Source organism: Vibrio sp. 1562 (assembly GCF_033340155.1).
In the GTDB taxonomy this organism is placed as follows: Bacteria; Pseudomonadota; Gammaproteobacteria; order Enterobacterales; family Vibrionaceae; genus Vibrio; species Vibrio alginolyticus.
The window spans coordinates 34778-57317 of the sequence record NZ_JAWOVY010000009.1 but is presented as its reverse complement, the minus strand read 5'-3'; the positions used below and the strand labels follow the sequence as shown (position 1 = coordinate 57317).

26 protein-coding genes are annotated in these 22540 nt (G+C 45.2%); 12 read left to right on the top strand and 14 right to left on the bottom strand.

Annotation, left to right across the window (positions count from 1 at the left end; genetic code table 11):
• Positions 1–58 precede the first annotated feature (58 nt).
• The gene (gene purM / locus R7Z49_RS11545; protein WP_005389861.1) at positions 59–1099 is read right to left on the bottom strand and encodes a phosphoribosylformylglycinamidine cyclo-ligase; all 1041 of its coding nucleotides are present in this window, start codon (positions 1097–1099) and stop codon (positions 59–61) included.
• 179 nt (positions 1100–1278) lie between these two features.
• Between purM and upp the strand changes: the two genes are divergently transcribed.
• The gene (gene upp / locus R7Z49_RS11540) at positions 1279–1905 is read left to right on the top strand and encodes a uracil phosphoribosyltransferase (RefSeq protein WP_005380401.1); all 627 of its coding nucleotides are present in this window, start codon (positions 1279–1281) and stop codon (positions 1903–1905) included.
• A 116-nt stretch (positions 1906–2021) separates the two neighbouring features.
• Here upp and R7Z49_RS11535 read toward each other — a convergent pair whose 3' ends face one another.
• Positions 2022–3275 carry a uracil-xanthine permease family protein gene (locus R7Z49_RS11535; RefSeq protein ID WP_005389855.1) on the bottom strand — a complete coding sequence of 418 codons (1254 nt, stop codon included), beginning with the start codon at positions 3273–3275 and terminating at the stop codon, positions 2022–2024.
• Positions 3276–3640: 365 nt separating this feature from the next.
• Between R7Z49_RS11535 and R7Z49_RS11530 the strand changes: the two genes are divergently transcribed.
• On the top strand, positions 3641–4849 hold the full coding sequence (locus tag R7Z49_RS11530; protein WP_033907510.1) for a DUF2066 domain-containing protein: 1209 nt from the start codon (positions 3641–3643) through the stop codon (positions 4847–4849).
• A 140-nt stretch (positions 4850–4989) separates the two neighbouring features.
• On the opposite strand, the gene R7Z49_RS11525 is transcribed toward R7Z49_RS11530, so the two are convergent.
• The 4 genes from R7Z49_RS11525 to R7Z49_RS11510 are packed head-to-tail and all read right to left on the bottom strand — an operon-like array spanning position 4990 to position 7841.
• Positions 4990–5430 (bottom strand): DUF2069 domain-containing protein, encoded by a 441-nt coding sequence (locus R7Z49_RS11525; protein ID WP_005380407.1) that lies wholly within the window; start codon positions 5428–5430, stop codon positions 4990–4992.
• Between the two features lie 22 nt (positions 5431–5452).
• Positions 5453–6022, bottom strand: coding sequence for an NAD(P)H:quinone oxidoreductase (gene wrbA, locus R7Z49_RS11520; protein ID WP_005380409.1), 570 nt, complete (start codon positions 6020–6022; stop codon positions 5453–5455).
• The gene (arsC, locus tag R7Z49_RS11515) at positions 6023–6373 is read right to left on the bottom strand and encodes an arsenate reductase (glutaredoxin) (protein ID WP_005380410.1); all 351 of its coding nucleotides are present in this window, start codon (positions 6371–6373) and stop codon (positions 6023–6025) included.
• 16 nt (positions 6374–6389) lie between these two features.
• Complete coding sequence (locus tag R7Z49_RS11510) at positions 6390–7841, bottom strand: tetratricopeptide repeat protein (protein ID WP_005394337.1); 1452 nt, start codon at positions 7839–7841, stop codon at positions 6390–6392.
• Positions 7842–8098: 257 nt separating this feature from the next.
• Here R7Z49_RS11510 and R7Z49_RS11505 point away from each other — a divergent pair, with 257 nt between their 5' ends.
• Together R7Z49_RS11505 and R7Z49_RS11500 are read left to right on the top strand one after the other, a co-directional pair.
• Positions 8099–8335: a sulfurtransferase TusA family protein gene (locus R7Z49_RS11505; RefSeq protein ID WP_005380414.1), complete on the top strand. Its 237-nt coding sequence runs from the start codon at positions 8099–8101 to the stop codon at positions 8333–8335.
• 1 nt (position 8336) lies between these two features.
• The gene (locus tag R7Z49_RS11500; protein WP_005389843.1) at positions 8337–9410 is read left to right on the top strand and encodes an AI-2E family transporter; all 1074 of its coding nucleotides are present in this window, start codon (positions 8337–8339) and stop codon (positions 9408–9410) included.
• A 77-nt stretch (positions 9411–9487) separates the two neighbouring features.
• Here R7Z49_RS11500 and bcp read toward each other — a convergent pair whose 3' ends face one another.
• On the bottom strand, positions 9488–9958 hold the full coding sequence (gene bcp / locus R7Z49_RS11495) for a thioredoxin-dependent thiol peroxidase (protein WP_005380418.1): 471 nt from the start codon (positions 9956–9958) through the stop codon (positions 9488–9490).
• Positions 9959–9974: 16 nt separating this feature from the next.
• Complete coding sequence (locus R7Z49_RS11490) at positions 9975–10517, bottom strand: glycine cleavage system protein R (protein ID WP_005380420.1); 543 nt, start codon at positions 10515–10517, stop codon at positions 9975–9977.
• Between the two features lie 474 nt (positions 10518–10991).
• On the opposite strand from R7Z49_RS11490, the gene dapA reads away from it, so the two are divergent.
• On the top strand, positions 10992–11870 hold the full coding sequence (gene dapA / locus R7Z49_RS11485; RefSeq protein WP_047102853.1) for a 4-hydroxy-tetrahydrodipicolinate synthase: 879 nt from the start codon (positions 10992–10994) through the stop codon (positions 11868–11870).
• Positions 11871–11950: 80 nt separating this feature from the next.
• Positions 11951–12970 carry an outer membrane protein assembly factor BamC gene (gene bamC, locus R7Z49_RS11480; protein ID WP_005380424.1) on the top strand — a complete coding sequence of 340 codons (1020 nt, stop codon included), beginning with the start codon at positions 11951–11953 and terminating at the stop codon, positions 12968–12970.
• Between the two features lie 106 nt (positions 12971–13076).
• On the opposite strand, the gene R7Z49_RS11475 is transcribed toward bamC, so the two are convergent.
• From R7Z49_RS11475 to R7Z49_RS11460, 4 genes are read right to left on the bottom strand one after another with little or no spacing between them, the layout of a single operon-like run.
• Complete coding sequence (locus R7Z49_RS11475; RefSeq protein WP_005380425.1) at positions 13077–13280, bottom strand: DUF2897 family protein; 204 nt, start codon at positions 13278–13280, stop codon at positions 13077–13079.
• On the bottom strand, positions 13277–13975 hold the full coding sequence (locus R7Z49_RS11470; RefSeq protein ID WP_025768261.1) for a M15 family metallopeptidase: 699 nt from the start codon (positions 13973–13975) through the stop codon (positions 13277–13279). Before R7Z49_RS11470 ends, R7Z49_RS11475 begins: the two co-directional genes overlap by 4 nt.
• Positions 13976–13989: 14 nt before the next feature.
• A complete protein-coding gene (gene dapE, locus R7Z49_RS11465) occupies positions 13990–15126 on the bottom strand; it encodes a succinyl-diaminopimelate desuccinylase (protein ID WP_086046958.1) in 1137 nt (378 codons plus the stop codon).
• 18 nt (positions 15127–15144) lie between these two features.
• On the bottom strand, positions 15145–15495 hold the full coding sequence (locus tag R7Z49_RS11460; protein ID WP_318111672.1) for an ArsC family reductase: 351 nt from the start codon (positions 15493–15495) through the stop codon (positions 15145–15147).
• A gap of 291 nt (positions 15496–15786) precedes the next feature.
• Here R7Z49_RS11460 and R7Z49_RS11455 point away from each other — a divergent pair, with 291 nt between their 5' ends.
• Positions 15787–16074, top strand: coding sequence for a helix-turn-helix domain-containing protein (locus R7Z49_RS11455; RefSeq protein ID WP_005380433.1), 288 nt, complete (start codon positions 15787–15789; stop codon positions 16072–16074).
• Between the two features lie 34 nt (positions 16075–16108).
• Here R7Z49_RS11455 and R7Z49_RS11450 read toward each other — a convergent pair whose 3' ends face one another.
• Positions 16109–16441: a DUF4156 domain-containing protein gene (locus R7Z49_RS11450; protein WP_005380435.1), complete on the bottom strand. Its 333-nt coding sequence runs from the start codon at positions 16439–16441 to the stop codon at positions 16109–16111.
• Positions 16442–16444: 3 nt separating this feature from the next.
• Positions 16445–16798 carry a DUF2956 domain-containing protein gene (locus tag R7Z49_RS11445; RefSeq protein ID WP_005380437.1) on the bottom strand — a complete coding sequence of 118 codons (354 nt, stop codon included), beginning with the start codon at positions 16796–16798 and terminating at the stop codon, positions 16445–16447.
• Between the two features lie 144 nt (positions 16799–16942).
• On the opposite strand from R7Z49_RS11445, the gene R7Z49_RS11440 reads away from it, so the two are divergent.
• From R7Z49_RS11440 to R7Z49_RS11420, 5 genes are all read left to right on the top strand, one after another.
• On the top strand, positions 16943–17428 hold the full coding sequence (locus tag R7Z49_RS11440; protein ID WP_025768263.1) for a DUF2919 domain-containing protein: 486 nt from the start codon (positions 16943–16945) through the stop codon (positions 17426–17428).
• A 46-nt stretch (positions 17429–17474) separates the two neighbouring features.
• A complete protein-coding gene (locus R7Z49_RS11435) occupies positions 17475–18377 on the top strand; it encodes a Dyp-type peroxidase (protein WP_033907102.1) in 903 nt (300 codons plus the stop codon).
• A gap of 143 nt (positions 18378–18520) precedes the next feature.
• A complete protein-coding gene (locus tag R7Z49_RS11430; RefSeq protein WP_005380443.1) occupies positions 18521–19660 on the top strand; it encodes a flagellin in 1140 nt (379 codons plus the stop codon).
• A 263-nt stretch (positions 19661–19923) separates the two neighbouring features.
• Positions 19924–21057 (top strand): flagellin, encoded by a 1134-nt coding sequence (locus tag R7Z49_RS11425; RefSeq protein WP_005382039.1) that lies wholly within the window; start codon positions 19924–19926, stop codon positions 21055–21057.
• A 288-nt stretch (positions 21058–21345) separates the two neighbouring features.
• On the top strand, positions 21346–22476 hold the full coding sequence (locus R7Z49_RS11420; RefSeq protein ID WP_005380449.1) for a flagellin: 1131 nt from the start codon (positions 21346–21348) through the stop codon (positions 22474–22476).
• The last annotated feature ends 64 nt before the right edge of the window (positions 22477–22540 follow it).

Sequence of the window (22540 nt, the reverse complement as noted above, 5' to 3'; positions counted from 1 at the left end):
TGAGGACCTAGTCATCTAGTGTCCTCATTCTTCTTATCTTTTGAGCTCGATTTGCAAATTATTGGATTTCAACTTGCTCTTCGTTCGCGTCTGCTTGTGCGATTTGACCAATCACCCACGCGTTTTCGCCTTCTTCTTTAAGAAGAGCAACTGCTGCATCTGCCTGGTCTTTCGGTAGTGCAACGATTAGACCTACACCACAGTTGAATGTGCGGTACATTTCGTGTGTGTCGACGTTGCCTTTCTCTTGTAGCCACTTGAAGATAACTGGCCATTCCCAACTGTTACCATCGATAACTGCTTTCGTGCCTTCAGGCAGTACGCGTGGGATGTTTTCCCAGAAACCACCACCAGTGATATGAGAAATCGCATGGATGTCGTGTTTCTCAATCATCTTAAGTGCTGACTTGATGTAAATTTTTGTTGGTTCTAGTAGGTGCTCACCAATAGTGCGGCCTGCTAGCTCTTCGCTCTTATCTGCACCAGATACTTCTAGGATCTTACGGATAAGGGAGTAACCGTTTGAGTGTGGGCCGCTTGAACCAACAGCGATAAGTGCATCACCAGCAGCGACTTTCGTGCCGTCAATCACGTCTTCTTTTTCTACTACGCCAACACAGAAACCAGCTACGTCGTAGTCTTCGCCTTCATACATGCCAGGCATCTCCGCAGTTTCGCCACCAATTAGGGCACAACCTGCTTGAACACACCCTTCTGCGATACCTGAAACAACATCCGCTGCGGTATCAACGTCTAGTTTGCCTGTTGCGTAGTAATCTAGGAAAAACAGTGGCTCTGCGCCTTGCACGATAAGATCATTTACACACATTGCCACTAGGTCGATGCCAATCGTGTCGTGCTTGTTCATATCCAGTGCTAGGCGAAGTTTTGTGCCAACGCCATCAGTACCAGAAACCAGTACAGGTTGTTTGTATTTAGTTGGCAATTCGCATAGCGCGCCAAAACCACCGATACCACCCATAACTTCAGGGCGACGAGTACGTTTTACCGCACCCTTAATACGATCCACAAGCGCGTTGCCTGCATCAATATCTACACCAGCGTCTTTATAGCTAAGAGAAGAGTTGTTACCACTCACAGGGAAGTCCTCGGTATTAAGTTGGATATGAAAACGGCGCTATTCTAACAGTGCTTAAACATAGATAGCAAACGTTTGCGTCTGTTTTTTTCTTTAGTGATTTATCCTGATATCCCTGTGAAAATCATGTATAATCTGAAGGTTTGTTTAAATATTGCCAACTATAGCCGGAGATGGACATGAAAGTTGTTGAAGTAAAGCACCCTCTAGTAAAACATAAAATTGGTCTAATGAGAGAAGGTGACATCAGCACAAAACGTTTTCGTGAGTTAGCGACTGAGGTCGGTAGCCTACTTACTTACGAAGCAACGTCAGACTTTGAAACAGAAAAAGTGACCATTGATGGTTGGAACGGTCCGGTAGAAGTAGACCAGATTAAAGGTAAAAAAGTAACCGTAGTGCCAATCCTACGTGCAGGTCTAGGCATGATGGATGGAGTTCTTGAGCACATGCCAAGCGCACGTATCAGTGTTGTGGGTATTTACCGTGATGAAGAAACGCTTGAGCCAGTTCCTTACTTCAACAAGCTTGCTTCAAACATCGAGGAGCGTATTGCGCTTGTTGTTGACCCAATGCTTGCAACAGGTGGTTCTATGATTGCTACGATCGATCTCCTAAAAGAGAAAGGTTGTAACCAAATCAAAGTGCTGGTACTTGTTGCTGCACCAGAAGGTATTGAAGCGCTAGAAAAAGCACACCCAGATGTTGAGCTATACACTGCGGCAATCGATGAGAAGCTTAATGACAAAGGCTACATCGTTCCGGGTCTAGGCGATGCAGGTGATAAGATCTTCGGTACTAAGTAATTCTTTGATGTATTACTATGACTGAACAGAAAAAGGCTTGGTGAAAACCAAGCCTTTTTTGTATCTACAAGAGGAGAAGAGTAAGACACGCCAACTAATAAAGCGGCGCAAACGAACTATTTCGCGCTTTCTTCTTCCATTTGTGCGTTATCCACAACGTGGTTTTCACCTAAATCGTTTGGTAGCACAAGGTTAAGAATAATTGCCACGATACCGCATAGGCTCACACCTTGTAGACTGAACTCACCAATACCGAAAGCCATACCACCAATGCCAAACACAAGTGTTACGGCAACAATCACTAGGTTACGAGACTTATGTAAATCAACGTTATTCTTGATCAGTGTGTTGAGGCCTACCGTTGCGATGGAGCCGAACAGCAGAATCATGATGCCGCCCATAACAGGAACTGGAATCGTTTGAAGAACCGCACCTAGCTTACCTACCAATGCAAGTACGATTGCGGTGATTGCTGCCCAAGTCATGATCACAGGGTTAAATGCTTTGGTTAGCATTACCGCTCCTGTTACTTCACTGTAAGTGGTGTTTGGTGGAGCACCCACCATCGAAGCTGCGATAGTTGCCACCCCGTCACCTGCGATTGTGCGGTGAAGGCCTGGTTTTTTCAGGTAGTTTTTTCCTGTAACGTTTGAGATAGCAAGCATGTCACCTACGTGCTCAACCGCAGGTGCGATAGCGACAGGAATCATGAACAAAATTGCGTTGATATTGAACTCTGGCGCGGTGAAGTTTGGCATGGCTAGCCAAGCCGCTTGCTCTACGGGAGTGAAATCAACCACACCGTAGAATAGAGAAACAGAGTAACCAGCAAGAATACCACCAACAATAGGAACGAGCTTCAAAAAGCCTTTTGCAAAAACGCTGAGTACAATGGTTGTGAGCAGTGAGACCGCCGAGATAATGATCGCAGCATCACCATTAACTAGCTGTGCAGCTCCATCACCAGTTTTACCTACCGCCATGTTCACTGCCGTTGGGGCAAGGCCAAGGCCGATAACCATGATCACAGGGCCAACGACAACGGGCGGGAGAATTTTATGGATAAATCCAACACCACGCACTTTGATCATCGCCCCTAGAGCCACATAAACTAAGCCCGCTGCCATCAAGCCGCCCATCGTTGCACCGATACCCCAAGTTTGGATACCGAACATAATAGGAGCAATAAACGCAAAAGAAGAGGCAAGGAAGATGGGAACAGAACGTTTAGTCATTAACTGGAAGAGGAGAGTACCGACACCGGCACCAAAGAGGGCTACGTTTGGATCAAGGCCAGTTAGGAGCGGCACAAGCACCAAAGCACCAAAAGCGACAAAGAGCATTTGAGCGCCTTGTAACGCGTTTTTCATAATAATTCCCTATTTTCAAGATACGCAGACAAATCCGGCGAATACTATCATCCTGCAATCGTTTGCAATGTTGCATAGATCAAACTTTCGATTGAATTTTTCCCATAAATAGCACTTTTGAGAGTTGCTTGCTTGCAAATTGTCCTCTTTTACGTATCTTGCGTGAAGATGAAAAATGGACAGCCTAACTTGTTGAGATAGCTTAATAAGCAATGAGTTTATTATAAAAAATAGCACTGAAGCGCTGGTTGAGGCCCGAGTTAACAAAGCTGGTCATAATACAGACAATTTACTCAGTACTTACCTTGCTCAAGATTTGATAGTTGCTTATTATTCGGGTTCTTGTTCAGAGGATTATAAAAACTATGCGCTATTTAGCTCTCTTACTGATAGGTTGGTTGTCCCTACCAGTATATGCATTAACTCAGGTGGATATCTATCGTGCCGAAGTGGTTATCGACAGTGAGCAGAACGACGGTGAGTCTTTGGCTCGTCAACAAGGTATGCAGGATGTGATTGTTCGAGCGACCGGTTCTCAATCCTCTTTAAGCAATCCAGTGATTAAAAAGGCACTTAGCTCAAGTGCGCGTTACATTTCTCAACTGAGCTATGGGCAGGTTGATGGAAAAGCGAGCTTAAAAATGTTGTTTAACAACGACCAAATCAGCTCTCTTTTAACACAAGCACAATTGCCATCTTGGTCGCCAAATCGTGCCAATATTTTAGTTTGGATGGTTGAAGAACAGGGTTACGATCGTAACATTGCGTGGGAGCATTCTGAATCTTCAAATGTTGCAGCACTTCGTAGCGCAGCGAAACTAAGAGGCCTACCAATCACTATCCCGGTTGGGGATTTTGATGATGTAACCGGTGTTAATGTCTCTGATCTTTGGGGCGGCTTTATTGAGCCAATTGGTCAAGCTAGCCAGCGCTACCCAGCTGACGCCGTTTTGGTTGTACGAGCTCAAGGTGAACAAATTCGTTGGACACTCTACGACCAGTCGCCAACGAGAATTGTAGAGGCGCAACGTTCTCCGCGTAGCGGGTCTGCATCAGGTGCTAATGCTATTGCAGAAATGGTGGATGGCATCGCAGACTACTATGCAAGTAAGAGTGCAGTTGTGGTTTCAGGAAAGTCTTCAAAAGCGCTAGCAGTGAAAGTCCTTAATGTAACCTCTGCCACGGACTTCTTCCGTTTAGAGAATGCGCTAAAACAACTTAATTCGGTTGCGGGTACAGAGATTAAGCGTGTTCAAGGGGACGAGTTAACGCTCAACATCCACCTTTTGGCATCACAACAAGCTTTTGAGAAAGAAGCTTCTTCTATTTCTCAATTAATGGTTTTTGAAGATCCTTTAGGTGAAGTTGATGCCCCAGCTTCAACTCAAGAAGAAGAGCCATTGGTTCAGAGTAATGAAGCAAAAGACGCCGCGACGCCAAAAGAAGCGCAGCCTGAAGTACCAGTAAATGTTGTGGCAGAAGCAAGTGACGAAACACAACCAACTCAGCCGATGATTGTGGAGCCTGTCCGAGAACAGTATGACTTGATCTACGAGTGGCGCTCGGCATCGTAATCTCCTTGGTAGCGTTCCAGGCGTGAAACGCAAGGATCAAACACCAATGTGGTAAGCATAAAAAAGAGTCGCAATAGCGACTCTTTTTGTTTTCTAAATTCGTATTCGAACCAATGATCAGTGATTGACTGCGATTGGCGTTATTTATTGAATTTCGCTTTTTCTTCTTTTTCTACTTGAGAGAGGCGTTTCAACTTAAGGCCTAGCTCTTTGCCTCTCGCTCTAGCAAACAAAATATTGCCAGCGAAACCGAGTGAAGTCAGTATCAGTTCCACTGCCGCAAGCCAGCGTTCACCCCCATCCACATAGAGGATGGTCAGCGCATGCAAGAAATACAGCATAAGAACAAAGTTAGCCCAAGCATGAGTGTAAGGCTTACCAGCTAAAATACCAGGTAACGGAAGTAGTAGCGGAATACACCAAGCAATAGCAAGTGTTGTGCTGCTGAGGTGAGGGTGAGGGGATAACGCAAGCTGCCAAATAGCGACCCAGGCTAATAAGGCTAAGTTGCCAAATAAAGCCAGGTAACGATAGGTTTTAGCCTGTGTACCGAGTGGTGTTTGGTCTAAAGAGTCAGACATCGATTAACTATCCTTGATTTTACTAACAGACTTTTAGTTTTAACGCTGCAGTTGCCAGCCTTTTGCCTAATTGTTGTGCCAGGCGAATCTCTTCACTGCTTAGGGTTGCCTCATGGCCTACACTGCTGGCGCCATACGGAGTGCCTCCGGACTGCGTAGTGTGTAACTCTGGCTCGGAATAAGGAATGCCCAAAACCATCATCCCGTGATGCAATAAAGGGGTCATCATGCTTTGTAACGTTGTTTCTTGACCACCATGCATCGAGGACGAAGAGGTAAAGACACAAGCAGGCTTATCGATTAAGTCACCACTGACCCATAAAGATGTAGTCTGATCCCAGAAGTGCTTTAAAGGCGCAGCCATGTTGCCAAACCAGACGGGACTGCCAAACGCTAGACCGTCGCACGTTTTTAGTTCCTCTAGAGTAACAATTGGATCAGAAGGGGAGTGTGAGTGAGGTGACAATTCTTCAACTGTACGCAAAATTGCTTGGCATTGAGGAGTCGATTCGACTCCTCTTGCTATTTGTCTTGCCAGTTGTTTTGTCGAGCCATGACGGCTGAAATACAAAATAAGGATCTGGCAATCCATTTATAAAATATCCAACACTTGCTCTGGTGGGCGACCAATTTTTGCTTTGCCGTTAGCAACGACAACCGGACGCTCAAACAACTTTGGATTTTTCGCCATTGCTTCGAATAATTGCTCATCGCTGACGGAGTCTTCGCCTAAGCCAAGCTCTTTATATTCACTTTCTTTAGTGCGCATCATTTCACGTACAGATGAAAAGCCAAGCTGGGCGTACAGCGCTTTTAGTTCATCCACGTTAAGTGGTGTGTCTAGGTATTTGACGACTTCCGGTGTAACACCATTTTGCTCAAGCAGTTCAAGTGTTTGACGGCTCTTTGAGCAACGAGGGTTGTGATAAATCACGACTGACATGGTTTTCTCCATTTCGTTATTGTAATGCCATGAATCGATCTCTTTGGATCATGAGTTGGTCGATACGGGCATCGTATCGCGCTTGCTCTAAGCTGCCCAACTTGGCCATTTTACTTGCTTCACTATAATATTGAATCGCTTTATTCCAATTTGCTCGCAATGCCAAAATTTCTGCTCGAGCAGCCAACTCTTCATCGCTACGCCCCAGCGCGTGGTAGCTCTTCGATATTAGGTGCCAGCCATTTGTATCTTCAGGATAGTCATGAGTGTATCTTTGAAGAACTCGCGTGGCTTGATCGTTTTTATTGTCCTCAAGTAGCGCATTGGCGTAGTTAATGGTCAATACTTTATTTTGAGGGTTACGAGATAACGCTTTGCGGAGCATCTCGGTTGCTTTTTCTGGCTGCTTCTTCTCGATGTATAAATCCGTCATAGCGTCCAAGTAAAACGGGTTACTTGGGTCTTGTTCCAGTAACTTTTTCAAAATTGGTTCCGCTTGAGATAAGCGTTTATTGTCTAAATGCACGAGTGCTCGACCATAATCAAAAGCAGGTGTAATGTCCGCAGAGGCTTTCTTTTGGGTTCTCTCAAACCAGCTCAGGGCGGCTTGTCCATCAATGCCAGCGTAACGAGCCACAATGCGCGCGCGAGCTAGATGATAGTCTATTGAAGGCACAACACGCATTGGAGGATAGGTTCTTGCTCGCGCACGGCTATCGGTAATTCGATCTTCAGGCAAAGGGTGAGTCAGGAGCATTGGTGGCGGTTTACTCGCATAACGATACTCATCAGCAAGACGGCCAAAAAACCTTGGCATTGCTTGAACATCAAAGCCGGCTTTTGCTAATGTCGAAATACCAAAGCGATCCGCTTCTTTTTCGTTTGCACGAGTGTAGTTGATTTGACTTTGCATGTTGCCCGCGGTTGCTGCTGTAATTGCAGCCATCCCCGCTTCGGGTGAGGCAATTGAAAGTAGTAGTGCCCCCGCAAGTGCGGCTAATGTGGCCGGAGAGCGACGCGCTTGTTCTTCCATACTCCGAGCAAGGTGACGTTGTGTGACGTGCGCTATCTCGTGAGCGACAACAGAGGCCAGCTCACTTTCTGAACGAGCATGAAGAAACAACCCAGAATGCAGCGCTACATAGCCACCAAAAAACGCGAATGCGTTGATATTACGGTCGCGAATCATAAAGAAGTGGAACGGCGTTTTTACATCATTCGCATTGGCCACTAATTTGTGCCCAAGAGAGTCAATATATTCATTGATGACAGGGTCATTAACGATAGGTTTACTGGCTCTGAGCATACGCATATAGGCGTCGCCATAAATCAACTCTTGGTCTATTGAAAGCGTGCCACCAGCAGCTGTGCCAATGTCTGGCAAGTCAATGCTATTGGCATAAGTTGTCGGCGAACTGATGGCAGCAGCAAGACATAAGCAAACTAGCGAGCGAGTGCGTTTTAACATACGTTTAAAAGGTTCTCCAAAATACATAAGCATGTGGTTACAGGTCGAGAGCCTATTAACAGCGCCACATACGTTTTGGTTATCCGTGAGGATATAAGCTAACAGTAAGACCGGAAATAAATGAATTGGTTTCGTAAATTATTTTACATCCGAGCTATTTCAGCATGTGGTTAAATCATGTCAGAAGTGCTAGCACCAGCTCAAAAAGCCGTTACAATACAACCCTATCATAAGTGCAGAGCAATACAATGGAATCCATGTTACTTGATTTGCGTGAGCAACGTTGTCCTATGGCACTGTTACTTGCAAAGCGTCATGCTGCTGAGGTCTTTCAAGGAGAAGCAAAGCAGTATCATCAACTTGTCATTCAAGTGGTGGACAACAGCTCTAAACGAGACATTGTGAACTATCTTAGTGCCCAAGGGTACTCAGTTGATTGCCAATCTACATCAGAGCACTACACATTGACTGTCTTCAATAAGGAATCCGCATAAGATGTTTGAAATGGTTAGTCGTTGGTATAAACGACGTTTCTCTGACCCTCACGCAGTAAGTCTCGTCGCGATCTTGCTGTTTGGCTTTATCACCATTTACTTCTTTGGACACTTGATTGCGCCATTACTTGTCGCGATCGTTTTGGCTTATCTACTTGAATGGCCAGTTGTCAAAATGTGTCGTATGGGCGTGCCGCGCACTTTGTCGGTTATTATCGTGATCTTGGTCTTTGTCGGGTTAATGTTAATTGCGTTGTTTGGCTTGGTTCCGACGATTTGGACTCAGGTCGGTAATCTAATTAACGATATTCCGAACATGTACAACGGGCTACAAAAGTTTATTGTCACATTGCCAGAGCGCCATCCTGAACTAGCCAATTTAGAAATAGTAGAAACCGTGGTGACGAACGCCAAAAACCAAGCACTGGGGCTGGGTGAAAGTGTCGTCAAAGGGTCGCTTGCTTCATTAGTTAGCATTGCAACGCTAGCGGTATATTTGATCTTAGTGCCACTCCTTATCTTCTTTTTGCTTAAAGACAAAGAAGAAATGCTGCGAATCGCAAGCGGTATTCTGCCGAAAAACCGTAAATTGGCGAATAAAGTTTGGCATGAAATGAACGAGCAGATATCAAATTACATTCGCGGTAAAGTGTTAGAGATTTTAATCGTGGGCGGTGTGAGCTACGTGACTTTTGCCCTTTTAGATCTTCGTTACTCGGCGTTGCTTGCCGTAGCCGTTGGTCTGTCGGTTTTGATTCCTTATATCGGTGCGGCGGCTGTTACTGTACCTGTTGCTATCGTTGGTTTGTTCCAATGGGGTTTAACGCCTCCGTTTTATTGGTTGTTGCTTGCTTACGGTATTATCCAGGCGCTGGATGGTAATGTGTTGGTTCCTGTTCTGTTTTCCGAGGCAGTAAACTTACACCCAGTTGCTATCATTGTGGCTGTATTAGTCTTTGGTGGGCTGTGGGGTTTTTGGGGGGTGTTCTTCGCCATTCCTTTAGCGACATTAGTCAAAGCCGTATGGCATGCATTACCAAGCACGGAAGAAAACGAACCTGTCGAACAAGAGTAGTTGTTACCAAAGGTACGATGGTTAAAAGAAAGCCCAGCAGTTTGCTGGGCTTTTTGTTTGTAGAAAAACAATAGCGTTTAAGCGTTTTCGTTTAAGTAGTTTAATACGACTTCGTGGTGATCTTTGGTTTTGAACTTGTTGAACACATGTTCGATCACGCCTTCTTCATTGATCAGAAAGCTAATGCGGTGAAGACCGTCGTATACTTTGCCCATGAATTTCTTTTCGCCCCAAACGCCGAACTGGTCAGCAACGGCATGGTCTTCATCAGAAAGCAGAGTGAAGTTTAAATCATCGCGCTCGATGAACTTGCCTAGGCGCTTTACAGGGTCGATGCTTACGCCGAGTACCACCACGTTATGTGCATCGAGTTCAGCTTTGATGTCACGAAGGCCTTTTGCTTGTGTAGTACAACCCGGCGTCATCGCCTTAGGGTAAAAGTAGAAAAGTACTTTCTTGCCTTTAAAGTCTTCAAGAGAAACGGTATTTCCGTCTTGGTCGAGCAAAGAGAAGGCTGGCGCTGGCGAGCCTGCTGTCAGCGTATTCATTTTGATTTCCTTTACTTTATAGTGTGTTTTTAATGAAATTCAGAGAACCTTGTACGTTGAGCGACTTACAAAGTTCATCGAAGTCTTCTTGTAACTGCATCAAATTAAAATCCGCGCTTACAGATGCAGTAATCGCAATGTGAAACTGGTCAGAATCGAGTTGAATTTTCGACTTGCTGATGGTTTGCGCGCTAAGAGAGTCTAAACCAATCTGCTGATCAGCGAAGAACTTAGTAAATTTTTCAGTTAACCCAGGGCGGTCTTCAGACTCAATAAACACTTCCATGGTGTAGCTGTTATCGAGCAGTTCGTGCGCCGCTGTGCGTTTCATGATCGTAATAAGGTCATGTTCTTGGCCAAGCAGGGGCAATTGCGTTTCAACTCGAGTCACGCTGCTGGCGTTCCCAGTCAGGAGCATGATCAGCGTAAATTCGCTGCCAAAGATAGCGATACGGCTATCGACTATGTTACAACCAGCTTGAGTAACGAGCTGTACGACTTGGTTACAAATGCCTGGACGGTCCGTTCCAACTGCTGTAAGTACCAGATGTTGCTTCATAAATGAGCTTCTTGTCCTTTCTTCAATAGAGAGATGTTAGCACAGATATTGCGAAGAAATATCGAGCCAGTTCTTTTTAGTCTATAAAAAGCAGGAGGATGTTGAGGGGAGTGGTGGGAAATAAACAGTAAATGCAGGCTGTAGGATAAACAAAACGTTTGCATGATGTGCTTGCCTATTGTCTGGCCGTTTTATTCACTTAGATCTGACTTGGCTAACAAGACCAAAGAGTATATTTTCCTTGCTTGTGCTCTTCAGTATTTTCCAAATCACTGATAGATTCTAAAGTCACTCGAAAGCCCAACACGATTATCAATATTGCCGTTAATCAAACCAAATAGAGCAATTAAGTTGCTAGACCTCTAACAACTGGTAATTATTCATTCATTTGTACTTTGTAAGCGAGTTTACGCTCTTGTGTTTTTCAATCGCATTACAGTACCATGCAGAAAGAGTTAAATGAGGGAGATAAACATGTTTTCAGGAAGTATCGTAGCGCTGATTACGCCATTCAAAGCAGATGGCGAAGTAGACTTTGACGGTCTGCAAAAGCTAGTAGAGTACCACGTTGAAGCGGGTACAGACGGTATTGTGGCAGTAGGCACAACAGGTGAGTCAGCGACACTGACCATTGAAGAGCATGTAAAGGTCGTTAATAAAACTGTTGAGTTTGCCGACGGTCGCATCCCTGTGATTGCTGGCACGGGTGCAAATGCAACCCATGAGGCAGTAACATTTAGCAAATTACTGGCTGATTCTGGTATTGCTGGCTTCCTGAGTGTGACACCGTATTACAACAAACCAACTCAAGAGGGTTTGTTTCTACATTACAAGGCAATTGCCGAAGCGAGTGATGTGCCTCTAATTTTGTACAACGTACCAGGCCGTACTGCTGTTGATATGCAGCCAGAAACAGTGGCACGCTTGTCAAAGCTTGATAATATCGTAGCTCTAAAAGATGCAACGGGCGATTTGGAACGAATTGCAATTCATCGTGAACTTTGTGGCGAAGATTTTATCTTACTAAGTGGCGATGATGCGACAGGGCTGGATTTTGTGAAACTTGGCGGCAATGGTGTTATCTCGGTAACGAACAATATTGCAGCTAAAGACATGGCAGACATGTTCCATTTGGCAAGTGAAGGTAAGTACGAAGAAGCAGAAGCGATTAACCAACGCTTGATGACTCTACACAAAAACCTTTTCATCGAAGCAAGCCCTATCCCAGTAAAATGGGCAGCGCAAAAGCTTGGTTTGATTGAAGAAGGTGGTTTGCGTCTTCCTTTAACTACGCTTTCTGAAAAATCGCAGCCGATCGTCGAGCAGTCGCTAACAGACGCCCATATTTATTAAGATTGAGCTATTAAGATTGAGTTACTAGGATTGAAGTTCATACTGGGGGCCAAAGCGCCCTCGGTGTTTTAGGAGTATAGATGAAGCTTTCAAGCCAGTTAGTGTTAAGTTCATTAGCTGTATTCGTATTGACTGCCTGTTCAGGTGGTGCCAATCAACGTCGTCAAGCAAAAGATGACTTCGAGTATTTGAACTCCCCAAATTTGGGTGAGTGGAATGTCCCACAGGGTGCACAGCCTCAGTTTTACCCTAACTACGAGATCCCTCAGGGTAACTACGCTGGTGGTGTCGGTAAAGATGTCGACATTCGTCCACCTCAACAAGTCCTAGAGCTTATTCCCGGTGCACGTTTGGACCGCAGCAGTGATGGTGAAGTGACACTTTGGCTACTTCGTAAAGATGAACTAGATAAAGTTTGGCAAACGGTGCAAAACATGGTCGCGGCTAACGAGATTCCAGTTGAAAGCCAAACAGACTCTCGCATCGAGACAGGATGGGTGACTTGGGATTCGCCAGATGAAGAGCTAGAAATTGGCAGCCGATATGAAATCGTACGCGCTGAAGCAAATGGTCGACACGGCTTTAAGGTGAGCCTTATTGACTGGCGTGAAGGCAATCAAGTGAAAGAAGTAACGGCGACCAACCGTGAGCGCTACAATGTGTTCATGACGAACTTGGTCACCGCTCGCTACGATCAAGAAGTGCGTGAAGAAGCACAGCGTAAAGCGCAAGAGTTGGTTAAACAGATCCCAATCACAATGGGTAAAGACCGCAGCGGACTTCCTGTGATTATCGCGCGTGCGCAATACAACATGCTTTGGCAACGTCTGCCTAATATTCTACCTAAGATGGGCTTTAAGATTGAAGAGCGTAGCCAGTCTCAGGGCACAATCACTGCGAAATATGCATCTCCGGATGATGAATTCTGGAACGATATCGGCGTTAAACCAGTGGAGTTAGCCGCTGGTAAGTACACATTCTTACTTGGTGATTTAGGCAACCGTACGTCTATCAATATCACCGACTCCTCTGGCAAGCCAGTAGAAGAAGAGTTTTTGAAATCACTAGCGCCTGTATTGGCTGCAACAGTGAAGCAGTAAACAAAGCGAGCTTAACGCGGCGTGTTTACTTAATGATAGAAAAGGGACCTAGTGGTCCCTTTTTTGATGTTTAGATTAAATGTGTCGAGATGAAGCTGGTGAGTAACTAACGAGGCTCGTTTTTGTTTTTATCTTCTTCAGCGTAGCGCTGTTTATCCAATGTGTTCAGCTTATCTAAATCGTTCTTACGGCTTTTATCCATCTGACCAAACTTCATTTTTGCGGTATATTTGAGTGCGGCAATATTACCAATGACCACGCTCAACACTACAATAATAATGACCCAAGGATTGGTTAGTATTTCTATCATAGAGCCTCCGGCGGCGTGATATTGTGAATAAATTTGGCAACGACGTTATCCAAATTATTCAGTATGACGTCAATCCCTGCAATGTTGTCGGTCTGATTTTGTTTAATCAACTGGCTTCTGAGTACATCAAGCGTCAACTGCTCGAGGCATTGCTGCCCGACAGCGCGGTGACTAATGTGCCAAGGCTCAATCGAAACGCCACCTAAATCATGCTGATAAGGGAAGAAGAAACCGAACCGACCAAGGTTGGCTTTTAACCATTGGTAGAACGCTTGCTGGTGGCCTTCAAGATACTCCCAAGGTTCCAACTTGAGTTTGGTGTCAGCAGGCAATAAATTGCGCGCATAGACATCAAAATCACAACCCCAATGATGACGACTTCCTCCGGGCAATGCCGACCAGCGCAAAATGGCCATCAATTTCTCTTCGTCATTTAACTCTGCTTTATTCAAAGGGCGGGAGTTGATGTCGAGAATTGGCAACTCACCAGAAAACTTCCCGTTCCAGATGGCTTTTTGGCGATTAAAGTCACGAAAACCACTGGCGATTTCCATTTTGAAACCTGCTTCGGTTGCGGCATTAATCATCTTCAATAAGTCATTGACTACTTTAGGGTGAAGCATAAATGCCTTTTGCCCCACTAGTGTGGATTGAAGATGGGAATCAGTGATTCCGGTGAGTTGCTCTGGTGTCATTGTGTTCTCGCTGATTACTTCGCCAATAGGTGTTTCAACGTGTTTTCGTACATGTCCGTCAACTTTTCAAGATCGTCGACTTTCACACACTCGTTCACTTTATGAATCGTAGCGTTAACAGGGCCTAACTCTACGACTTGACCTCCCATTCGAGCAATAAAACGACCATCAGAAGTACCGCCAGTTGTAAGTAGCGCTGGCTTCGTATCATTGATTTCGGCCACAGCAGCTACAACCGCGTCTAGCAGTGCGCCCGTATCGGTCAGGAATGGGTCACCGTTGAATGTCCATTTTAGGTCGTAGTCCAGCTCATGCTTGTCCAATGTTTCGGTAACACGCTGAACAATTGCGTCATTGTTAAGCTCAGTACTAAAACGTAGGTTGAACTGAACATGGAACTCGCCAGGAATAACGTTAGACGCACCAGTGCCAGCCGATACATTCGGGATCTGGAAACTGGTCGGTGGGAAGTAATCATTCCCTTTGTCCCATTCTGTCGTCGCGAGTTCATGAATCGCGAGTAGAGACTCGTGCACTGGATTGCTGGCTAGGTGAGGGTAGGCCACGTGGCCTTGTGTTCCTTTTACCGTTAAATCACCAGTGATGGATCCACGGCGTCCATTTTTCACTACATCGCCAACCACTTCGGTGCTGGATGGTTCACCAACAATACACATATCGATGTTCTCACCACGTTCCATCAACGTTTCTACAACGCGAACGGTACCGTTGATAAATGGCCCTTCTTCATCCGACGTAATTAAGAAGCCAATTGAGCCTTTGTGATCTGGGTTTTCGGCGATAAAGCGTTCAACTGCAACAACCATAGCGGCGAGCGACCCTTTCATGTCAGCTGCGCCGCGGCCATGCAAGTAACCATCAATAATGGTCGGTTCAAACGGATGTGTATTCCAGTGTTCCAATTTGCCAGCTGGTACCACATCGGTGTGGCCAGCAAACGCAAATAGCGGCGCTTCTGAACCACGTCGAGCCCAGAAGTTCGTGGTGTCTTCAAATACCATCACTTCAATTTCAAACCCGAGTGCTTTTAAGCGCTCGATCATCAAATCCTGACAACCTGCGTCTTCCGGCGTTACGGACTGTCTACTGATCAGATCTTTAGCAAGTGCCAATACTGGACTGTCTGTCATCCTTGAGTATTCCTTTATTTAAGAGTTGAAAATGCTAGCGTATTGATCAGCTTTAAAACCGATATGAAGTTGATCATTCACTTTTAAAATTGGGCGTTTAATCATCGCAGGGTTTTCTACCAAAAGAGCGATGGCGTTTTCCTCGTTAAGTGTGCCTTTCTGCTCTTGCGCTAATTGGCGGTAGGTTGTGCCACGTTTATTGAGCACCTGTTCCCAACCTAAAGCGCGACAAAATTCACTTACCATTTCTGCATCAATGCCTTGCTTACGGTAGTCATGGAAGTCGTAAGCAATATCCTCGGCTTCTAACCATTTCTTGGCTTTTTTGATCGTATCGCAGTTGGGAATACCAAACATGGTAATCGACATAGTCTTTCCTTTTTCTTTGTTCTATTTTTCACTGGCGCGGTTAAGACGCACTTAAGTGATTTGGGCTGTTAAAGCATCCTATCAAGAAGCAATCAAACTGACAAAATGCGGTGGAAAATATTTTCAGATAGATTGAGATAACTAATGTCACATAACTTATTTACGATGAATGCGCTATAAATCGAATAAAAATTCGTCTAAATCAAATGGAAAAGTCGAGTTATTGATCAAACGCAACACCTCGCTGAGCAAAAACGAAATAATGAATCAGCACAATTTTAGGAGGTGTCAATGGAATTGAGTCCTGTTTTTGCAAGGCGGCTATATTTGGCCTTGTTGGTGGAAAACCTAGAAAGGCCGAATGTGCCAAAGTTGATCGAAAAAACGGGGTGGCCTCGTCGTACTATTCAAGATGTACTCAAGGCGTTACCTGGGATCGGCATTGAACTCATATTCGTTCAAGATGGCCGACGTCATAATGACGGCTATTATCAACTTTCAGATTGGGGGCCTTTTGATAGCCAATGGGTTCTAGAGCGGGAGAGAGATATCGCTAGCAGTCTTGGATTTCGTGCATAAGCCAGCAATTGCTGGCTTTTTTCATATTCAGGCCTCATCCATTGCAGCGGTAGGCGGAACCCAGCACGCTAAATGAAGTGATAAAATCTTGTGGGGAGACCATAAAAACGGTGTCTGCATCGATAGCCGCTGCATTGTTTTTTAAATCGTTCATCGCGCCTTGCATCATCGCGTCATTAGTCATGAAAATGTAGTTATACCAATGGCCTTCACTTCCGGTGACTTCGCCTTTGTATTCGCATCGCTCAGGGTCGAATTGCGCGTCAATGCGAATATGAACATCTTGACTTTGAGCATGAGTAAGGTGAGAAGGCATCGTGCAACCCGTTAGAAGCACGACAAAAAGTCCAAGTAACAGGCGTTTCATTAGCTATTTCCCCAATACTATGTAAGCAGCAAAGCCAATCCAGCTCAGAACAAGTAGTGTCCAAGGCAGTTTGCTTGATGAATGGTTTGGCGCATCGTCGGTGATATTGTCTTGTTCGATAATCTCTTCATGCTGACGTTGTTTTTCACGTTGCTGTTTTTTCTTCGCTTTATCGGCTTGGCGGTTGCGCTCTTTTTGTTGTTTCTTATATTGCGCGATGCCTTTTTCGATACCTTGAGCGATAAGCTTGGTTTGCTCTTTGGTTTGCCCCGGTTTCTGCGTGGATTTGGCAATTCTCATCGCTTCGGCTTGAGTTTCTTGAGAAGGCACAGGGGTGGCAGGAGTTCTTTTTTTCATGTTTCTCATCAACGTCGCTATAAATCTTTGTTTAGTTTACCTGTGTAAGGTGCTGAAATGAACTTCAGTTCTCATCTTTGTTGGCTTGCAACTCTGAAACGATAGGTTAAAGTGACGTTTTTATCACATAAAGAAGAAGATGTTGTGCGCTATTCGTTTGACCAATATGACGCTCATGGATTTTTAAAGGCGCCGATCATTTTATGGGTGGGATGGATGTTTCTTGTGCGTTCATGGGTGGTGTTTGCCATGGCTGGTGTAAGTCGTGATAGTGGCAGTAAGCTACTCGCTATTGTTTACCCAGATTCAAGTACGTTGTATTTAGGTTTGGCGATGGGCATTCCAAGTTTGCTTCTTATGTGGTTAATGGGGCTTCGTCATCCCGACAGAGGATGGGTAAACAGAATTACTCGCTATGGTCGCGAGATCACTTTGATCTTGTGCGGTATTCAACTTGCTCAGACCATGTATCATGTGTACCTAGAACATGGAGTGTTTAATTGGGCAAACGCCCTTACCATTACCTTATTAGCTTGGTTTATGATCTATCTTCTAAATGGAAGATGGGTAAAAGACTGTTTTCATGTGCCACAATTGGCGCACGATGAACAGCAGCATTCAAAGAATTAAAAACAATAACTTCCCACTCTGGGGCAAAGTAATAGAGGAAACCTCAATGTCACAAGCTCAAACGGCGATCGTGCCAGAAGCCGGGCCATTTGCACTGTACACTCAACTCAAAGTGAACCAAAACCGTGAAAACGTATTAGAAAAACTGAAAGCACTGCCAAAGTTGGTGGAAGAGTTAAACATTACCCAGCCGGGTGCAGCGCTGACGCTTTCTATCGCATTCACAAAATCGTTTTGGGAACACCTTAATGTAGACGCGCCAGAAGAGCTTATTGATTTTACTCAACTTGGCGAAGGTGACATCGTTGCTCCAGCAACAGACGTAGATGTACTGATTCACTGTCACTCGACTCGTCACGACTTGCATTTTTACGTGTTGCGTAAGTTCCTAGAAGAGACGGCACAAGATGTCACCATTGTGGACGAAACATATGGGTACCGTTACCTTGATGCTCGTGATATGACAGACTTTATTGATGGGACAGAAAACCCGAAAGGGGAGGCTCGCGCTGATGTGGCTCTAGTAAAAGAGGGCCCATTTGCTGGAGGCAGTTATGTCATGGCTCAACGCTTCGAACATAACCTTGCCGCTTGGAATCGCTTGAATGTCAAAGCGCAAGAAAAAGTGATTGGTCGTACCAAACCAGACTCTATAGAGCTAGAAGACGTTCCTGCTGCATCACACGTTGGTCGCGTTGATATTAAAGAAGAAGGAAAAGGTCTCAAGATTGTCCGTCATAGCTTGCCATACGGGACGGTAACAGGGCCTCATGGCCTGCTGTTTATTTCTTACTGCAATACACTTCATAACATTAAAGTGATGCTAGAAAGTATGTACGGCGTGACCGATGGTAAAACAGACCAAATGCTTCGTTTCACAAAAGCGGTAACTGGTGCGTACTTCTTCGCTCCTTCACAAGAAATGCTCGCAGAGCTAGCCATCAAGTAAGTTCTCAGACTTTATTTCTTAAGCCCTCCAATTGGAGGGCTTTTGTTTTCTATTTCTATTCCAATCTCTTTTCAAAAAACACTAAACTTTTCTGTTACTTGGTCGATAAGTACTCAAAGCCTTAATTTTAGGACTCTTTATTCGTGGCGATCACCGTTAATACCAATGTAGCAGCACTTGTCGCACAGCGTCATTTGACCAGTGCAACGGATATGCTGAACCAATCCATGGAGCGTTTGTCTTCAGGGAAGCGTATTAATAGCGCAAAGGATGACGCTGCGGGTCTGCAAATCTCCAACCGCTTGCAATCACAAATGCGTGGTTTGGATGTCGCGGTACGTAACGCGAATGACGGCATTTCCATCATGCAAACTGCGGAAGGCGCGATGAATGAGGTGACCAATATCATGCAACGTATGCGTGATTTGTCGCTACAGTCAGCCAATGGTTCAAACAGCAAAGCGGAGCGCACTGCACTGCAAGAAGAAGTTTCTGCTTTAAATGATGAGTTAAGTCGTATTGCAGAAACGACCTCCTTTGGCGGACGTAAATTGCTGAATGGCACATTCGGTACATCGTCTTTTCAAATCGGAGCAACGGCTGGTGAAGCGGTACAAATTGGCCTGCGGACCATGCAGCCGGAATCTTTAGGTAGCTTTTCAATGAGCTCATATCAAAGAGTCAGTTCAGATTGGACGGTTCAAAACGGAAATAATGAAATTGTTATCAGCTACCGTGATAACAATTTTGAAGAGCAGGAGATCCGTATTGAAGCTAAAGCTGGCGACGATATAGAAGAACTCGCGACTTACATTAATGGGCAAACCGATAAAGTGAAAGCGTCTGTTAATGAGGAGGGACAACTGCAGTTACTCATGTCCCACAAGGACGCCATAAAATACCCTGGACCAACCTTCAGTGGTGGCCTGGCTGATGAGTTAGAACTTGGCAAGTATGTCACCGTAAATAGAACGGTAGATAGTATTGATATTAGCACGGTCGGTGGCGCTCAGATGGCGGTCGGCATTTTAGATGATGCTTTGAAAACGGTAGATGGCAGTCGTGCGGAGTTAGGCGCGTATCAAAACCGCTTTAATCACGCGATCAATAATCTCGATAACATCCACGAAAACTTAGCTGCTTCCAACAGTCGTATCCAAGACACTGACTACGCGAAAGAAACCACGCAAATGGTGAAGCAGCAGATTTTGCAGCAGGTCAGTACTTCTATTCTTGCACAAGCAAAACAAGCGCCCAACCTAGCATTAACTTTACTTGGCTGATGAACGGCCTTGCCCGAATTTAACGTAAAACCTGCCTGTATCGACAATTCGAAAAGAAGCTTTAGCGAAAAATGAAAGTTTTTTTGCTTTTTTATCCGCTTTGTCACGATTACCCCTCCAAACGAATTATTTTCAAAAAAATCCAAAATTTTCTCTAAAGAAAACAGGGCATGCGCCGTTAATAAAAGTAACTTTGAGAGAACTACTTGGTTTTCCGAGACGTCGGAAACCGCTACACCGGAAAATCAATTGGAGAAATCACCATGGCAGTGAATGTAAACACTAACGTATCAGCGATGACCGCTCAGCGTTACCTAAACAACGCAAACTCAGCTCAACAAACTTCTATGGAGCGTTTGTCTTCAGGTTTTAAAATCAACAGCGCAAAAGATGACGCTGCGGGTCTACAAATCTCGAACCGTTTGAACGTACAAAGCCGTGGTTTGGATGTAGCGGTTCGCAACGCGAACGACGGTATCTCGATTGCACAAACTGCTGAAGGTGCAATGAACGAGACCACTAACATTCTTCAACGTATGCGTGACTTGTCTCTGCAATCAGCAAACGGTTCAAACTCGAAAGCAGAACGTGTTGCGATTCAAGAAGAAGTGACCGCTCTCAACGACGAACTAAACCGCATCGCAGAAACCACTTCTTTCGGTGGTAACAAGCTGCTAAACGGTACCCACGGCGCGAAATCGTTCCAAATCGGTGCGGATAACGGCGAAGCGGTAATGCTTGAGCTAAAAGACATGCGCTCAGACAACAAAATGATGGGCGGTGTAAGCTACCAAGCAGAAAGCGGTAAAGGTAAAGATTGGAACGTTGCCCAAGGCAAGAATGACCTAAAAATCAACCTAACGGACAGCTACGGCCAAGAGCAAGAAATCAACATCAGCGCAAAAGCGGGTGATGATATTGAAGAGCTTGCGACTTACATTAACGGCCAAACTGACCTAGTGAAAGCGTCAGTAGACCAAGACGGTAAACTGCAAATCTTCGCTGGCAACAACAAAGTTGAGGGCGAGGTCGAGTTTTCAGGTGGTCTATCTGGTGAACTAGGTTTGGGCGAAGGCAAAAAGGTAACGGTAGATACTATCGACGTAACCTCAGTTGGTGGCGCACAAGAATCTGTTGCTATCATCGATGCGGCACTGAAATACGTAGACAGCCACCGCGCAGAGCTGGGTGCATTCCAGAACCGTTTCAACCACGCAATCAGCAACTTGGACAACATTAACGAGAACGTGAATGCGTCGAAGAGCCGTATCAAAGATACAGATTTCGCGAAAGAAACGACGGCAATGACCAAATCACAAATTCTATCGCAAGCGTCAAGCTCAATCCTTGCGCAAGCGAAACAAGCGCCAAACTCAGCGCTAAGTCTGCTAGGTTAATTTCAAACCTAAGACGAGAACCTCATTGGCTCGTGGTGAGAGATGAGCGAGTAAACCCAGCTTCGGCTGGGTTTTTTTCTGTCTTTTGGGCCCCCAGGATTTCTGCGAATCACGACATTAGAGCTTCATCACATTTCAGTAAGCCAAAGAAAGTAATCGCAAAAAATTGAAAATTTCTTCTAAAGGATATTCATCGGTCGCCGTTAAAGGGACTGAGAGAAATGAGATGTACCTAAGTGAGGTGAGAGACACGACGGTACATTCACTAAAGCCTTAAGGAGATCAATTATGGCGATTAACGTTAATACTAACGTTTCTGCGATGACTGCACAGCGTTACCTAAACCAGGCAGCTGACGGTCAACAAAAATCAATGGAGCGTTTGTCTTCGGGTTATAAAATCAATAGCGCGAAAGACGATGCTGCAGGTCTACAGATTTCAAACCGCTTGAATGCACAAAGCCGTGGCCTAGACATGGCAGTGAAAAACGCAAATGACGGTATTTCTATTGCACAGGTTGCTGAAGGTGCAATGAATGAATCTACCAACATCCTACAACGTATGCGTGATCTTTCGCTTCAATCGGCGAACGGCTCTAACTCAAAAGCAGAACGTGTAGCGATCCAAGAAGAAGTAACAGCGCTAAACGACGAGCTAAACCGTATTGCTGAAACTACCTCTTTCGGTGGTAACAAGCTTCTAAACGGTACTTACGGTACTCAGTCTTTCCAAATCGGGGCGGACTCAGGTGAAGCAGTGATGCTTTCTATGGGTAACCTACGCTCAGACACTTCAGCAATGGGTGGTAAGAGCTACGCAGCAGAAGAGGGTAAAGACGCATCTTGGACTGTTGGTGAGAAAACAGAGTTCAAAATGAGCTACACCAACAAGCAGGGTGAAGAGAAAGAGCTATCAATCAGCGCTAAGCAAGGCGATGATATTGAACAGCTAGCGACATACATCAACGGTCAAAACGATGATGTAAAAGCCTCTGTTGGCGAAGATGGCAAACTACAAGTATTTGCTTCTTCTCAAAAAGTTGAAGGTGATGTTGAGTTTTCTGGCAACCTAGCAGACGAGATCGGCTTTGGTGGTCCGAAAGACGTAACAGTGAAAGACATCGACGTAACCACAGTAGCTGGCTCTCAAGAAGCAGTAGCGGTTATCGACGGCGCTCTTAAGTCCGTAGACAGCCAACGAGCTTCACTCGGTGCTTTCCAAAACCGCTTCAACCACGCAATCAGCAACCTAGACAACATTAACGAGAACGTTAACGCGTCTAAAAGCCGTATTAAAGATACTGATTACGCGAAGGAAACCACTGCGATGACTAAGTCGCAAATTCTTCAGCAAGCAAGTACTTCAATCCTAGCTCAAGCGAAGCAGTCTCCATCTGCAGCGCTAAGCTTGTTGGGCTAAGTGGTAAACCCAGCCTGAGGTCAACACCTTAGTGCTGGGGCACCAAAGCGATAGATTTTATCGT